The organism is Akkermansia sp. GGCC_0220 (genome assembly GCF_017566105.1).
Classification (GTDB): Bacteria; Verrucomicrobiota; Verrucomicrobiia; order Verrucomicrobiales; family Akkermansiaceae; genus Akkermansia; species Akkermansia massiliensis.
The window spans coordinates 183,295-199,100 of the sequence record NZ_JABFCI010000001.1 but is presented as its reverse complement, the minus strand read 5'-3'; the positions used below and the strand labels follow the sequence as shown (position 1 = coordinate 199,100).

Genomic DNA, 15,806 nt, shown 5'->3' with positions numbered 1-15,806 from the left:
ATCAGGGAAAAAAAGCTAGTGCTGGGATGTGAGTGTTACTGATTTGTAGGTGATTGTCTATCTTATAAAACGTCCACATGACGCTATTTTACGCGCCGGGTTTCCGGAAGGGGGAAAGGGACTGCCGGAGGGCGGAAGAACCCCCGTCCGTCCGGAAGGAACGGCATCCGGCGGGGTTGCAATCCTCTGCGAATGCAGGGCGCGGGAGAGAGGAAGAAAGAGGCAAATTCATTAGTGGACAAATACACCATAAAGTTTGAAATTCTGTGCGGAAGTCCGGCATTTGTCATATTGGGGCCGTACAGAAAGGAGAACGCGGTTTCCGGAGACTTTTTCCCGTGCGCCGTAGCGCCGCCCGCTTGACGGCAGCCTTTTTCTTTTTCCGCCGCCGCATTTCTCCCGGAGCGGGGAAGGCATTCCTTCCTTGTCAGCGGCGGGGGAGGGCCGGACGGGGCGCGGATGTTTCCAGTATGGCCGCCGCGGGGAGGGGAACATTTCAGGATTGAGGTCACGGAGGTTTTCTGTACACTTCGCGTGATGATGAGAACACCGAACCAGGACAAGAAGCCTTCCGGAAGCAAAATGGGCGTTCTGCTGCAGCGTTCATTCAGCACCGTGGTTCTGCTGGGTTTGCTGGCGGGGGCCCTGTGGTGGGACCGTGAACTTGGGTATTACGGGCTGGTCTGCATCTTCTGCATCCTGGCCTCCTGGGAATGGAGGCACATGCTGCTGCGTTCCAGAAAAGCCTCCCAGCCGAACCTGAGCTTTCTTTTCGGCGCGGCGTATCCCGTGCTGCTGTCCTGGGCGTGCTACGTGACCAAGTTCCGGGAAATCGCCCCTACGGAGAATGCCCCGTTCCTGATTCCCCTTCCCCTTCTGGTGGCGCTTGCCGCCCCGGTCCTTCTGGTCGTGATTTCCTTTATCCGTGAAATGAAGTATCCGGTGGTGGGAAGCCGGGCGCTCCGTTCCGTCGGGACCACGCTGCTTTCCTTCATTTATCCCGGCTGGCTGTTCGCCTTTGCCATTCTGGCCCTGCATCTGGCCTATATGAGGGTGGGGTATGTTTATCCGTCCATCGTCATGTGCGTGCTATGGGTCATTCTGGTGACGAAGATGGCGGACATTTTTGCCTATGTCAGCGGGTTCCTGCTGGGAGGCCGCATTTTTTCACGCAGGCTCATTCCCCACATCAGCCCCAAGAAGACGTGGGAGGGCATCCTCGGTTCCTGGGTGCTGACGAATGCGGCGGCCATCGGGCTGGTTTTCCCGATGTTCAGGGTCTCCGTCCTGTCCATGCCCCAGATGCTGGTGCTGGCGGGCTGCGTCTCCTTCATTTTCCTGCTGTCCGTTTACGGGGACCTGGCGGGCTCCCTGGTGAAGCGCAGCCTGGCCATCAAGGATTCCGGCTCCCTGCTGCCGGGGATAGGCGGCATTTTTGATTTGATTGACAGTCCTTCCTTTACCGTGCCGTTCTTCTGGTTCCTGCTGGCCTGCATCGGTTGAACGGCCCGGGCATGAACGGATTCCCCTGTAACCCGGTATGGATTCCCCCTCCCTTCCCATTGAGGAAATCCGCGGAGAATTGCTGGACGCGCTGCAAGCCCCCTCTCCGCGCATCCTGCTGAAAGCGCCCACGGGCTCCGGCAAGTCTACCGGCGTTCCCCCCATGATGGATGACGCCGGGCTGGGGGAACGCGGCCTGATCGTCGTCGTTCAGCCCCGCCGGATGGCCGCGCGCCTGCTGGCGCGCCACGTGGCCCGGTTGCGCGGAGTGGAGCTGGGGAAGGAAGTGGGGTATGTGGTGCGCTTTGAACGGCACATTTCCCCCCGCACCCGCATTGCGTACGTGACGGACGGCATGCTGGAACGCTGGCTGACGGAGCGGCCCGCCCTGGAAGGGGTGAGCGCCGTGGTGTTTGATGAGTTTCACGAACGGAGCCTCTCCGGAGATTTGTCCCTGGGGCGCGTATTGGACTTGCAGGAAGGCCCGCGCCCGGACATGGCCGTGGCGGTGATGTCCGCCACGCTGGAAATATCCGGCCTGCGGGATTACATGGGCGCCTCCTGCCGGGTGCTGGAGGCGCACGGAAGGCAGTATCCCGTAGAAACCGTTTACCGGGCTCCCCGGCTGGTCAGCGATGGACGCGGCAGGGTATCCCCCCCTCCGGTATGGGAGCAGGCGGCGGACGCCGTGAAGGAGGCGGTGAAGGATGACGGCTGCGGGGACGTGCTGGTATTCATGCCGGGCGTGTATGAAATCCGGAAAACGGCGGAGTTGCTGGCAGGCAGGCCGTGGATGGGCGGCCGGGACGTTTTTCCTCTTTACGGAGCGTTGACCCCGGAACAGCAGAATCGCGCCGTGGAGCAGGGGAAGAATCCCCGCGTCATCGTTTCCACCAATGTAGCGGAAACCTCCCTGACGATTGAGGGGGTGCGCACGGTGATTGATTCCGGTCTGGTGCGCCGGTCCGGCTGGGACCCCTACAGGGGCATGGATACGCTGCACCTGACGAAGATTTCCAAGGCGTCCGCCGCCCAGCGCGCGGGCCGTGCCGGGCGCGTGGCTCCGGGCCGCTGCTTCCGGTTGTGGAGTGAGGCGGAGCAGGCGCGGAAGGCGGATTTTGATCCGCCCGAATGTTTCCGGGTGGATCTGGCGGGGGCCGTGCTGAATCTGGCCGCGTGGGGCATAACCGCGCCGGAAGGGTTCCGCTGGCTGGATGCGCCGGACCCCCTGGTGATGCAGCGGGCCGTGAACCTGCTGGCCGCCCTGGGAGCTACGGAGGCGGACGGGAGCCTGACGGACGTGGGAAGAAGGATGACCGCTTTTCCTCTGCCGCCGCGGCTGGCGCGCCTGATGGCGGCCGGGCAGGATGAACAGTGCGTGGTGGAGCTTGCCGCCATTGCGGCCCTGATGCAGGGGGAGGGCGTAGCGATGAAGGGCGGCTTGAACGACAACCTGCGCGATTCTGCGGACTATACGGATTTTCAGGCGGAGTGGCGCGCGGTGGAAAAGGCTGTGGACGCCGGGTTTGAGGCGGGGGCGTGCACCCGCTGGGGCATTTCCGCCCGCGGGGCGCGGGAAGTGTGGATGGCGTACCGGCAGCTTTTGTCCATCGGCAGCCGGGGGAAATCCCGGGAAATGCCGGAGCCGGATTTCACGGCGGCGCGGCTTGCCGTGGTCCGCGCCATGATGGAGAGCTTTGCGGACCATGTGGGCGTACGGAACGGAGTGGCCGCCAACACGTGCCGCATGGCCGGCGGCGTGGGGGGCAGGCTGGCGGAAGGCAGCGTGGCGTTCCACGGGGAGCATTTTGTGGCGGCGGAGGTGGCGGAGTTGTCCGGAAAGGCGGTGGAAACCCGTGTGGGCCGCTGTACGCTCATTGACCCGGAGGAGCTGCGCGCCGTCTGGCCGGAGCGTTTTTCCGGCGGGGAGGCGGCCGTCTTTGACGCCGCGCTGCGCCGCGTGCGCCTGCACCGGAGACTGATGTATGAAGACCTGGTGCTGGAAGACCGGGACCGCGGGGACGCTCCGCCGGAGCTGGCCGCCCCCATTCTGGCGGAAAGGGTGGTGGACGGAACCTTGAAGCTGGTGAAATGGGATGACGCCGTGGAGCAGTGGATACGCCGCCTGAACGGTTTAAGCGTCTGGATGCCGGAACTGGAACTCCCCCGTTTTTCAGAGGAAGACAAGCTGGTTGCCATCTCCCTGGTTTGCGAGGGAGCCGTGGGCTACAAGGACATCAAGGAGAGGGAGATCATTCCCGTGCTCCGGGACTGGCTCTCCGGCTGGCAGGCGAAGGCGCTGGACGATTACGCTCCGGTGAGCCTCACGCTGACCAACGGCCAGCACGCGAAAGTGAGGTACGGGGAGGATTCCACGCCTGTGATCGGCCTTACGGTGCAGCGGCTGTTCGGCGTGGCGGCGTCTCCGCGCATTGCCAACGGCTCCGTGACCGTGAAGGTGGAGGTATTGGCCCCCAGCCAGAGGCCTTGGCAGGTGACGGGCTCCCTGGAAAGCTTCTGGCGGAACGGCTACGGCCAGATGAAAAAAGACTTGGCGGGGCGCTATCCCCGGCACCGCTGGCCCGATCCTGAAGAGCTGGATTTCCTCCCCCGTTCCCGTTGAGAAGGCGAAAGGATTTTTCTGTAACAAAACAGTAGCAAAATCGTCCGTTTCCGTGTAAAGAGGCGGTGGTGCAGCTCGCGGACGCCCTCCGCCCACCATTCACAAGAGACAGTTATGGACTCAATTTACTGGATTATCATCGTAGCCCTGCTGCTTCTGGCGGCATTTGACCTGATCAACGGCGTAGCGAATGACGCCGTCAACTTCCTCAACTCCGCCATTGGTTCCAAGGCCGCCCCCGTGCGGGTGATCCTGACCGTGGCTTCCATCGGCGTGCTGGTGGGCGCCTGCTTCTCCGGCGGCATGATGGAGGTGGCCCGCAACGGCATTTTTCACCCGAACATGTTCAGTTACCACGAAGTGATGCTGCTCTTCCTGGGGGTGATGATCAGCGAGGTGATACTCCTGGATACCTTCAATACATTCGGCCTTCCCACGTCCACCACCGTTTCCCTGGTGTTCGGCATTCTGGGCTCCGCCGTGGCGACGGCCCTGTTCAAGATTTCCAAGCTTCACATGACGCAGTCCGTGTGGGACTTCATCAATACGGACAAGGCGTTTGAAATCGTCACCGGCATTCTCCTTTCCGTAGCCATCGCCTTCACGGTGGGCACCATCGTCATGTGGGTTTCCCGCCTGGCGTTTACGTTCAAATACCAGTCCCGCTTCAAGTGGTTCGGCTGCTTCTGGTGCGGCATCGCCATGACGGCGGTGGCCTACTTTGCCGTGTTCAAGGGCTTGAAGGAATCCACCCTGATGGAGCCTTCCTTCATTCAATACATTGACCAGAACCTGGGCATGGCCCTGCTGGTGGCCTTCGGCGGTTTTTCCGTGCTCATGTTCCTGCTCCAGCACCTGTTCATGACGAACATCCTGCGCCTGACCGTGCTGGCCGGCACCTTCTCCCTGGCCCTGGCCTTTGCGGGCAACGACCTCGTGAACTTCATCGGCGTGTTCATGGGCGGCCTGGATTCCTTCCAGTACGCCACAGGCGTAGTGGAGGCCGGCGGCTCCGCCTCCTCCATCACCGCCATGGAATGCCTGATGCCCGGGCAGGGCGTTCCGGTGAACCATTACATTCTTTTTGCCGCCGGATGCATGATGATTTTTGCGCTGTGGTTCTCCAAGAAGGCGAAGACGGTGATCGCCACCGGCGTGGAGCTTTCCCGGCAGGGTGAAGGAGGCATTGAACGCTTCGGCTCCGTTCCCCCCGCCCGCGCCATCGTGCGCAGCGCCATCGCGCTGGGGCGCGGGGTGAAAAAGCTTATCCCCGCCCGCATGCTGGTGCGCATGAACCATCAGTGGGATGCTGCCCCGCAGCCACTGAACCCCAAGGACCGCGTGGCTTTTGACCTGATCCGCGCCACGGTGAACCTGACGGTGGCTTCCCTGCTGATCGCGTGGGCCACGGGCAAGCAGCTCCCCCTTTCCACCACATACGTGACGTTCATGGTAGCCATGGGTTCCTCCCTGGCGGACAAGGCGTGGGGCAGGGAAAGCGCGGTTTACCGCGTGACCGGCGTACTGACCGTAATCTCCGGCTGGTTCATGACCGGCCTGGCCGCCTTCACGCTGGCCGCCGTCATGGCGACCGTCCTGCACTACGGGCAGGTGTACGCCATCTTCGGGCTGCTGGCCCTGGTGGTCGTCATCCTGGTGAAATCCACCATCATGCACCGCAAGCGGGAGAACAAGCTTTCCGTAGAGCGTTTTGACCAGATTACGGAGGAAAACATTCTGGACGTGTGCAGCCACCAGGTCGTGGACAGCACGCTCAAGCTGCGGGAAATCTACAATGACACCGTGGAAAACTTCTTCCAGGGGGACCGGAAGGCCCTGAAAGAGCTGGCGGACGCCGCGGAACGCCTGGCCCTGACCAGCAGCGAGCACCACAAGTACGACATTCTCCCCATCCTGTACAAGATGCAGTCCCGTTCCCTGGACATGGGCTACCACTTCGTGCAGGCCCTGGAGCATTTGAACGAAGCCACGCAGAGCCTGGCGCAGTTTTCCGAGTCCATCTTCACGTATGTGGACAATAACCACACGCCGTTCACGATTGACCAGGTGGACGACTTGAAGGAGGTGCATACCGCTCTAATGAAGCTTCTGGATGAATACTGCAAGATGCTCCAGACGGGAACGTACATCCAGTTCGACTATACCATGGTGGCCCAGGAACAGCTCCTTCAACTGGTGGCAAAGGCCACCAAGCGCCAGATCAAGCGCGCCCAGCGCAACCAGACGCGCACCCGTTCCTCCCTCCTTTATCTGAACATGCTTAATGAAATGAGGTTCATGGCCGTGCAGGTGCGGGCCCTGACCAATGACGAACGGAACTTCGTGGCGGCGTAAGGCGGCGGGGAACCGGGCTTTTTGCATGAAAAGGAAAGAAAAATCTTGAGCGTTTGGTTCATGCAGGTATGCTGAATGGACAGGGGTGTTCGATAAGGAAGGAACGAGAGCCTTCCGAATCACCAGGAACGACCCTGATTTCATAGGTAGTTAGTTGGAGCGGCTGCGGAAGGAATTCCGCAGCCGCTTTTTTGCCCCCGCAGGAGGGGGGCGGACCTTGTGTCATACAAAAGAAGGAATGTTTGAACATATTTCCCGCCCGGCTGTCTCACCCATAACGGTTATGATCCGGATGCAGTGAAAGAGAGAGCACTTCATCCACTTAAGGACTCAACCGTCTTCATAGGTAGTTAGTTGAACAGCAGCCCCGGCGAAGGGATTCGCCGGGGTTTGTTCGTCTCCGGATGGCGCATTCCACGCCGTAAACGGCTGGAAGGAAGCGGGGAAGGAAGAATAGGAGGCGTTTTGCCGCGGGGTTTGATTGACGAGCGGGACGCATCAGGGCATAGTGGCAGGGTATGAAGAGAGCGTTTTGCGTGATAGCCGGTGCATGCAGCCTGCTTGGATGGGCTCCGGCGGACGAGGCTGGCATGAAGAATGCGCTGGCGGACTGGCAAATGAGGCAGTCCGACTGGGAATCCGCATTCAAAACGGCTGAAAGCGATGAAAAAAGAGCGGAACTGATGGAGAGCCGTCCGAACGCCATTCCGGTGGCGCAGGAATTGTGGAGGCAGGTGGGGAGGGACCTTCAAAAGCCCGAGACTCAAAAACCCTACCTTCTCCCGGCTGTCATTTGGTTTCTGGACCATCCCCAGGCCGTGGCGCAGGCTTTCCCCAACGGAGACGTTGCCAGGAAAATTGTCGTGCTTTGCCTGGACTCCCTGGAAAATACCCTGTTCCGGGAAAAGGGAGCGGGAAAAGCGGCGTATGCGTTGAGCAACTCCCGCGACCTGCGCTGCCGCGTTATTCTGGAACAAATCAAGGATTACAACCAGTTTCCGGAAGACCAGGGGCTGTCCGCCCTGGGGCTGGCCATGGTGATGAAGGAAACGACGGGAATGCTCCAGGATGACGTCAGGCTGGTGGCGGCACGCGGAAAGCTGCTGAAAGACGCCATCATCAAATGCTATGATTCCAGCTTCGGTCCCGTTCCGGTCCGGAATCTGGTGAAGGAAGAGCTGTATGAAATACGCAATCTCAACATTGGACAGACCGGGCCCAAAATAAGCCTGCCTTCCACCGCCACGGGCGCGGAAGTGACGGTCCCCTCCGGAGACAAGCCCGTGCTGCTGGTTTTCTGGGATCCCCGGGATGTGCGCTCTGTCCAGTTTTTGCAAAAGGCCGTTTCCCTACGGAAGGAATTTCCGGGCCTGACGGTCATGCCGGTGGCCCCCGGAAACAGTGAGGACGTGAAAAAGGCCCTGCTGAATTTGGAGATGGATACTCCCTCCCTGGTAGATGAAAAGGCGGCGGCGTTCAAGGATTACCGCGTGATGCTCACGCCGCGGGTGTACCTGCTGGACCCTGCGGGGAAAATCCTGATGCGCGGCACGCCGGACATGCTGTTTGACGCGAATCTGTACGCGGTCATGGGCAAGCTGGAAGGGAAAAAGAATGGAAAGGCGGACGAGAAAAAGGCCCCGGCCGCCCCCGCTGCCGTGAAGCCGGCTCCGCTGCCGGCCAGGATCAACTCTCCGGATACGCGCATTCCCTCCGTTCCGCAGCCTGCCGCGCCCCGGCCAGCGGCCCCGCCTGCTTCCTCCGGTGCGGAGCAGCCCTCTTCTCTTTCCGCTCCCCCCTTGCGGCCCATGCCCGAATAGCCTGTTCCATGGAAAATATTCCATTGAGAAAGGCCGCGGAGGCTGTGGCGCGCTTGCTGGCCGGAGCGGGGCACACGGTGTATTTTGTGGGAGGCTGCGTCCGGGACAGGCTGCTGGGATATCCCGTGAAGGACATTGACATTGCCACCTCCGCCCGTCCGGACGAGGTGCTGCGCCTGTTCCCGGACGCCTGGGAAGTGGGCGCCGCCTTCGGCGTGGTGCTGGTGCGCCGTGGCGGTTTCTCCTTTGAAGTGGCTACGTTCCGCAGGGACGGCAGCTACAGGGACGGCAGGCGCCCGGAATCCGTCTGCTTCACGGATGCGGAGGAGGACGCCCGGCGCCGTGATTTTACCATGAACGGCCTCTTTGAAGATCCGTTTTCCGTTCCTCCGGGTTATGTGGTGGATTATGTGGGCGGCGTGGGAGACATCCGGGCCCGCGTGCTGAGGTGCATCGGGGAGCCGGACCGCCGTTTTGAGGAGGACTCCCTCCGGCTGATGCGCGCCGTCCGTTTCGCCGTTACCAGGGAAGTGCGGGTGGAAGCGGAAACTTATGCCGCCATTTGCAGGAACGCCCCGCTGCTGGCCCGCATCGCGCCGGAGCGCATCCGGGAGGAACTGGACCGGATTCTATTGTCTCCAGGAAGGAAACGGGGCGTGGAAATGCTGGTGGAAACGGGGCTGATGAAGCATGTTATTCCGGAGGTATACGGCATGATCGGCTGCACGCAGCCTCCCCAATGGCACCCGGAGGGGGACGTGTATGCCCATACGCTGATGATGCTGGACGCGCTGGGGAAGGACGGCGCCCCCGTGTCTCTGGAGCTGGCCCTGGGCGTGCTGCTGCATGATGTCGGAAAACCTCCCTGCCGCCAGGTGGATGAAACGGGGCGCATCCGTTTTTCCGGTCATGACAAGGAGGGCGCCTCCATGGCGCGGGACATTTTAAGGAGATTGAAGTATTCCAATGCCGTGATTGATGCGGTGTGCGCCATGGTGGAGCGCCACATGCGCTTCATGAACGTGCAGCAGATGAAGAAGTCCACCCTGCGGATGTTCATGAGCGCTCCGCATTTCAGCGACGAGCTGGAGCTTCACCGCCTGGACTGCCTTTCCTCCAACGGATTGATGGACAACTGGCAGTTTGTCAGGGACGCCATGGATTCCTACCGGGACGCACCCCTGGTGCCTCCGCCCCTGGTGACCGGGCGCGATCTGCTGGACCTGGGGCTGCCCCCCGGACCCGATTTCAGGAAATGGCTGTCCCGTTTGCAGGAGCTCCAGTTGGAAGGAACGCTCCGGACCAGGAAGGAGGCCCTGCTGATGCTGGGGCAAATTGCCCCGGTGGAACAGAATACACTTGCAGAGTACCTGGAAAAGTTAGCATTATAGGCCGCAAGACCTCATCCTTTCAGCTCATGCGCCCGGTCATTTATCAACTGTTTGTCCGCCATTTCTCCAACATGGAAACCCATGGGGTGGACTGGGGGACCCGGGAGACGAACGGGTGCGGCACCTTTAACGGCGTGACGGACAAGGCCCTGAGGGAAATAGCCCGGATGGGCTTTACCCACATCTGGCTGACCGGGGTGCTGAGGCACGCCACGCAGACGGCCTATCCCGAGCTTCCCGCCCAGCCGGAATCCATCGTAAAAGGCCTGGCCGGCAGTCCCTATGCGGTGGTGGATTATTTTGACGTGGACCCGGACCTGGCCTCCATGCCGGAAAAAAGAATGGAGGAGTTCAAGGCACTCGTGAAACGCTGCCGAACGGTGGGGCTGGTGCCGTTGATCGACTTCATCCCCAACCATGTTTCCCGCGCCTACCTGGCGGACTGGGACGGCCATGACGATTTCGGAGAAGGGGACGACCACCATACGTTTTTCTCTCCGGAGCAGGGGTACTTTTACCTGACCTCCAACAGCCCGGGGGACGGCCCTCCCCTGCATTTGCCGGACGGCCTGTTTGAAGGGGAAATGACCTTCGGCCGCGTCACGGGCAACAATGCCGTTACGTGGAACCCCACCAGGTATGACTGGTATGAAACGGTCAAGCTCAACTACGGCTATAACTTCCTGGCCGGACTGCCGGCCCTCCGCCTGCTGCCGGACTGGACGAGCCCCAAGCAGCGCGTGCCCAAGACCTGGCGCATCATGGACGACATCCTTTCCTTCTGGCAGGGCCTGGGCATCGGCGGTTTCAGGTGCGACATGGCCCACATGATTCCCATGGCCTTCTGGAAATGGGCCATCTCCCGCTCCCGCGTCCGCCTGCCGGACGTGTTTTTCATGGCGGAAGCGTACAATGACCACATGAAAACCACCCCCGGCGATCCCTGCGCCGCGCTGCTGGAATCCGGGTTCAATGCCGTTTACGATTCGGCCTGCTACCGCCTGGCGCTCCATGTGTACACGGAAAAAAACTGGGCAAACGACTTCGACCGCCTTTTCCGGAGCGACCCCAAATACATGGCCAACGGCGTCCGCTACGTGGAAAACCATGATGAAACGCGCGTGTGCTCCCCGCTCTCCTGGGGCGGGGTGGGCCGCATCATCCTTCCGGCGATCATGACGCTGGTGTACGCGTCCGGCCGCGGTCCCGTGCTGGTGTACAACGGGCAGGAAGTAGGGGAGCGGGCGGAGAGTCCCGGCGGCTACGGCGGCCATGACGGCCGCACCAGCATTTTTGACTACACCTGCCTGCCCCAGCTCCAGCCCTGGGTGGCGGACGGACGGTTTGACGCCTCTCTGCTGCCGGAGGATTCCGCGGAGCTGAGGAACTTTCATCAGCGGCTGCTTCCCCTGATGCAGCATCCGGCGCTGGACCGCGGGGATTTTTACGGCCTGAACTGGGCCAACATGAAAAACACCACCTTTGGCAGGGAACCTGCGGAAGACACCTCCGGCCACTGGGTGTACGCCATGCTCCGGCATGATGCCCGTGCGAGGGCCACCGTGCTGGTGGTGGGGAACCTTTCCCCGGAGATCAACTTCTACAACCTCCGCATTTCCATTCCCCAGCACGCCTTCGGCTGGTGCGGCATCCAGACGGACCGCGTGCGTGTCAGGAACCTGATGGACGGAGAGGGGGAAGACCGGGTTTTTGACCGGAAGGAACTGATGGAACGCGGGCTTCCCCATCCCCTGAAACCGGGGCATGTGGGCGTGCTGGAACTCTCTGCCGTTTAAAGGGGCATTCCCTCCGGAGGGGTGCGGCTGCCCTTTCCGATATTTTTTGCTCTGCTGGGCGTTTTTATAATGACGGGCGGTTTTTAATTCGGTATAGTCCCGGAAATTCCTATGACTAGACGTTTCCCTCACTCCATGTCTGCCATTCAGCAAATTGCCCTGGCGCTTGCCGTTGCCGGTATTGGAGCCGGCCAGGGGCTGGCCCAGGAAGGAGCAGGGGCCGCCCGCCGGACTGCGGCCCGGATGGAAGAGCAGGCCCAGGCTTCCATGCTGCTGCTGGGGCAGGCGCGTCAGCTGTATTCCGAGGGCAAGTACCAGGAAGCCCTGGACAATTACCGCAGGAGCCTGACCGCGCTGCCCAAGTCCCCCAACATGGAGAAGCGGCGCCGTTTTCTGGAAACCAGCATTGCGGACGCCAGCGTGGCCGTGGCGCAGGAATACATCAAGGTGGGGCGTTACGACGAGGCCGTCAAGCTGCTGGAAGATGCCTTGAAAGCTACGCCGGACCATGCCCTGGCCAAGCGCACGCTGGAAATAGCCCGGGACCCGGTTCGCACGAATCCGGCCCTATCCCCGGAACACGTCAAGAACGTGGAGGAAGTCAACCGCCTGCTTCGCCTGGCTTACGGCTATTATGAACTGGGCCAGTATGATGCGGCCCTGAAGGAATTTACCTCCGTCCTCCAGACAGACCCTTACAACACGGCGGCGCGGCGCGGCATGGAGCTGGTCAACCGCGCCAGGACCGCCTACTTTGACGCTGCCAGGGATGAAACCCGGAGCAGCGCCCTGGCGGACGTCTCCAAGCTGTGGGAGATGCCCGTTCCCCTGACGGAAACGCCGGAGGAACCCGCTTCCTTCTCCCAGCCGCTGGACAATCCGGTGGTGAATGTGGACCAGAAGCTGGGCATGATCCGTCTGCCCCGCGTGCAGCTGGACGGCGCAACGGTGCAGGAAGCCGTGGACTATCTGCGCAGCCTGGCCAGGACGCATGATACAACGGCCATGACGACGGCGGAGCGCGGCGTGAACATTTCCGTGGACCCCGGTCCTGCGGACAGCGTTTCCGCCAAGGAGACCGCCGGCAAGAGAATTACGCTTAATCTTCAAAACGTGCCGCTCCGCGACGCCCTGGAATACGTGGCGCGCGCTTCCGGCCTCATTCTGCGCACGAACGCCTTTGGCGCGGAGCTGGTATCCAGCTCCGACGGCACCTCCTACATGGTGACCAAGGCCATTGCCCTTCCTCCGGGCTTCTTCTCCGGCCTGTCGGAATCCTCCGATTCGGAAAATGCCGATCCCTTCGGTTCCGGGGATGCCGGTTCTTCCGGCATGACTCTGAAACGGGTGGACCCGCAGAAGGCCCTGGCCTCCCTGGGCGTGAAATTCCCGGAAGGCAGCTTCATCAAATACAACTCGGGCAACTCCACCCTCCTTTTCCACGGCACGCCCAAGGACTTGAGCATGCTGGAGGAGCTGGTGGCGTCTAAGACGGCGGAACAGCCCCTGCAGGTGGTTGTCAGCGCGACGTTCCTGGAAGTAAATCAAACGGACCTGGAAGAATTGGGCTTCAACTGGATCGTGAACCTGAACCTGGACCCCTCCAAGTGGTTCATGGGCGGTGCGGGCACCAACAAGAATGACTACAACAACACCGTGCTGGACAGCGCCGCCAGCGTGGTCGGAGCCGCCGTCCCGGCAGGGGTGGTGGGTGGACTGAGGTCCGGCAACCAGGTTTTTACGGAAGACAGCATTGACGGCATGATTGAGCGCGGTTCCTCCGCCAGAAGCACCGGCGTGGCCTACGTTCCCGGCGGTGCGCCCAGCATCGTCACCATGCGCGGCATGTGGAGCCAGGCGGACATCACGATGATCATGCGCGGCCTGAGCCAGAAGAAAGGCACGGACATCATGCAGCATCCTTCCGTGATTGTGCGCCCAGGGGAAAAAGCCACCTTCTTCAGCGGCAAGGAACTGATTTACCCCACGGAATACGATCCGCCCGAAGTTCCCAACAGCACGGGCAACAACAATAACGGAGACGACTGGGGCGACTATGACGACGATGGCGGAGACCGCCTGCCGGTCATGCCCATCACGCCCGCCCACCCATCCGCCTATGAAACCAGGCAGCTCGGCACGGTATTCAACGTGGAGGTAACCGGCATCAGCGATGACAAATCCATCGTGGAAATGACCGTAGTGCCGGAAATCGTGGACTTTGACGGCTTCATCAACTACGGTACGCCGCTCTTCGTCCCCGTGGCCTCCCAGGAGAAAAATGCGAAGGAAGACATCGTCATGGTGAAAGCTTCCGACAACTTCATTCTCCAGCCCGTATTCTCCACGCGCCGCCTGACCGCTCCGGTACGCATTGCCACCGGCAGCACGCTCGTCATCGGCGCCTTGAAAAAATCCACCTCCATCACGTATGAGGATAAAATCCCCATTCTGGGGGATATTCCCTGGGTGGGCCGCCTTTTCCGCTCCAAGGGATCCAAGGAAGAGCGCAAGGCCATCATCATCATGGTGAAGGCGGAAGTGGTGGACCCGGGCGGCAAGCAGCTCTACACGCCGGGCACCGCCGTTCCGGATGAGGAAGCTCCGGCAGGGCTCGCGCCTCTTCCCGCCCTCAGCAATGCCCAGTAACCTTTAACCGGATTAAGACTATTGAAGAACAGTGATTCCGATCCTGAGTCCTCTTCTTCCTCCCAGGGGGCGGACAATATCATGCGCCAGCTGCATGCCTCGGATTCCCAGGGCGTGGAGCGAAAGAGGGAAGTAGTGGTGCGCCCGGACGGCAGCAAGGTCATCCGTGTGGAAAAACGCCGGCGGACCTACAATGACGACCACGGGGACGCCAAGCAGGCCGTGCTGAAAAACAAGCGTTTCCTCATTGGCCTCTGCATCCTGGTCCTGCTGGTTGTGGGCGCCCTGGCGGGAACGTACATGTACCGCCTGACTTCCTTCAATACGGAGGAATTCGCCGGGCGGCTGCAATCGGACCTCTCCGCCGCCTGGGGCGGGAAGGTGGAAGCCTCCGGCATGGCGATGGACGGCCTTTCCATGAAGGCCGCCCGCATCAAGGTCACTTTCCCGCAGGATTCCTGCCTGTCTTTTGTAATGATGGAAGGCGTTTCCGGAGAAATCTCCGCCACGTCCCTGTTCATGGGAAAAATCAAGGGGGAAAGCCTGAACATGGCCAAGGTCACGATTGGCCTGCGCCCCGGATTCTCCAAATTTGCCGTGCCGCAGACGAAGCGGGAACTCCCGTTCGTCTTCCGGCGGTACACCTCTCCGCGCCTGGAGGTAGGTTACGCCCACAAGACGGAGGAATTTACCCTGGAACGGAATGACGGCCCCTTCTACATGACGGCGGAAGCCTACATCCGCACGTCCGGAAACGGTACGGAACCGGAATACGTGCTGGACCTGTCACAGCAAAAGCTGAAAATCAAGGGCTGGCCTCTGATGGGCGTCGACTCCGGCTCCATCATTTTAAACGGAAACGGCGTCAAGCAGCTCACCTTCTCCGGTTTTCTGGACAAGGGGCGCCTGCTCAACAAGCCTACGGACCTCAGCCCCTTCATGATTACGGGGAATTTCCTCCTGGGTACGGATTTCCGCCATCAGGCCTGGACCCTGACGGGCAGGAATTTTGACCTCCTCTCCCTGGTGGGGGATGACTTCGCTTCCTTCCTCAAGGTACAGATGGGGGAACAGGAAGTGGATGAAAAGCATGAATTGAAGCTGGACTTTGCGCTGCCCGTGATGGACGAACAGAAAAGGCCCTCCGTAAAAGGGTACAGCGGTTCCGTCATCAAGGCGACCATGCTCAGGCTGCCCGTCCTGCGCCTGTTGGCGGCCATGACCGCCCGGAACACGGAAATAAGGCTGCCTTACTCTTCCCCAGTCTTTACGTCCGGCTCCTTTCTGCTGGAAAGCGACGGAACGGACCGTTCCGCCTCCCTGAAAGAGATTTCCCTGTTTGAGCAGGGCTTCCTGGGAGTGACCGGGGTTCTGTACAGCAACGGTTCCGCCGTGACGGGAGAGCTGGTCTTTAAAATCCCCTCCTACATGGTGGATAGCCGACGCCTGCCGTCCGGCGTTACGCAGGAGGGGCATGAAATCATTCTCCCCGTGAAAATTTCCGGTACGCCGGCATCCCCGCAGGACAACTCCGCCGGCATGCTCCAGGAAGTGGAGCCGCGCGCGGACCGTCCGGGAATGGGGACTGCCCCCTCCCGCGGAACGGCTCTTCCCGCTCCGTCAAGTACCCCGCCCGCCCGCATTACGGTGGACGGATTCATGTGATATT

General features: G+C 61.1%; 8 protein-coding genes. All 8 read left to right on the top strand.

Annotated features, from left to right (window positions below; genetic code table 11):
- The first annotated feature begins 537 nt into the window (after positions 1-537).
- The 8 genes from HJW02_RS00845 to HJW02_RS00810 all read left to right on the top strand — a co-directional run bounded on the left by HJW02_RS00845 (position 538) and on the right by HJW02_RS00810 (position 15,802).
- The gene (locus tag HJW02_RS00845; RefSeq protein WP_180976141.1) at positions 538-1,503 is read left to right on the top strand and encodes a phosphatidate cytidylyltransferase; all 966 of its coding nucleotides are present in this window, start codon (positions 538-540) and stop codon (positions 1,501-1,503) included.
- 37 nt (positions 1,504-1,540) lie between these two features.
- A complete protein-coding gene (gene hrpB / locus HJW02_RS00840; protein WP_156340817.1) occupies positions 1,541-4,126 on the top strand; it encodes an ATP-dependent helicase HrpB in 2,586 nt (861 codons plus the stop codon).
- A 114-nt stretch (positions 4,127-4,240) separates the two neighbouring features.
- Positions 4,241-6,481 (top strand): inorganic phosphate transporter, encoded by a 2,241-nt coding sequence (locus tag HJW02_RS00835; RefSeq protein ID WP_102722810.1) that lies wholly within the window; start codon positions 4,241-4,243, stop codon positions 6,479-6,481.
- 518 nt (positions 6,482-6,999) lie between these two features.
- Positions 7,000-8,301 (top strand): redoxin domain-containing protein, encoded by a 1,302-nt coding sequence (locus HJW02_RS00830; protein ID WP_102736294.1) that lies wholly within the window; start codon positions 7,000-7,002, stop codon positions 8,299-8,301.
- Between the two features lie 8 nt (positions 8,302-8,309).
- A complete protein-coding gene (locus HJW02_RS00825; protein WP_240454304.1) occupies positions 8,310-9,692 on the top strand; it encodes a CCA tRNA nucleotidyltransferase in 1,383 nt (460 codons plus the stop codon).
- A 26-nt stretch (positions 9,693-9,718) separates the two neighbouring features.
- Positions 9,719-11,488, top strand: coding sequence for an alpha-amylase family glycosyl hydrolase (locus HJW02_RS00820; protein ID WP_102722807.1), 1,770 nt, complete (start codon positions 9,719-9,721; stop codon positions 11,486-11,488).
- A 135-nt stretch (positions 11,489-11,623) separates the two neighbouring features.
- The gene (locus HJW02_RS00815; RefSeq protein ID WP_180970941.1) at positions 11,624-14,137 is read left to right on the top strand and encodes an Amuc_1098 family type IV pilus outer membrane protein; all 2,514 of its coding nucleotides are present in this window, start codon (positions 11,624-11,626) and stop codon (positions 14,135-14,137) included.
- Between the two features lie 21 nt (positions 14,138-14,158).
- Positions 14,159-15,802 carry a hypothetical protein gene (locus HJW02_RS00810; RefSeq protein WP_102722805.1) on the top strand — a complete coding sequence of 548 codons (1,644 nt, stop codon included), beginning with the start codon at positions 14,159-14,161 and terminating at the stop codon, positions 15,800-15,802.
- Positions 15,803-15,806 lie beyond the last annotated feature (4 nt).

Bases quoted from the DNA above. Each gene is read 5' to 3' on its own strand.
- HJW02_RS00820 (WP_102722807.1), top strand. From the start codon at position 9,719: ATGCGCCCGGTCATTTATCAACTGTTTGTCCGCCATTTCTCCAACATG.
- HJW02_RS00830 (WP_102736294.1), top strand. From the start codon at position 7,000: ATGAAGAGAGCGTTTTGCGTGATAGCCGGTGCATGCAGCCTGCTTGGA.
- hrpB (WP_156340817.1), top strand. From the start codon at position 1,541: ATGGATTCCCCCTCCCTTCCCATTGAGGAAATCCGCGGAGAATTGCTG.
- HJW02_RS00815 (WP_180970941.1), top strand. From the start codon at position 11,624: ATGTCTGCCATTCAGCAAATTGCCCTGGCGCTTGCCGTTGCCGGTATT.
- HJW02_RS00825 (WP_240454304.1), top strand. From the start codon at position 8,310: ATGGAAAATATTCCATTGAGAAAGGCCGCGGAGGCTGTGGCGCGCTTG.
- HJW02_RS00835 (WP_102722810.1), top strand. From the start codon at position 4,241: ATGGACTCAATTTACTGGATTATCATCGTAGCCCTGCTGCTTCTGGCG.
- HJW02_RS00845 (WP_180976141.1), top strand. From the start codon at position 538: ATGATGAGAACACCGAACCAGGACAAGAAGCCTTCCGGAAGCAAAATG.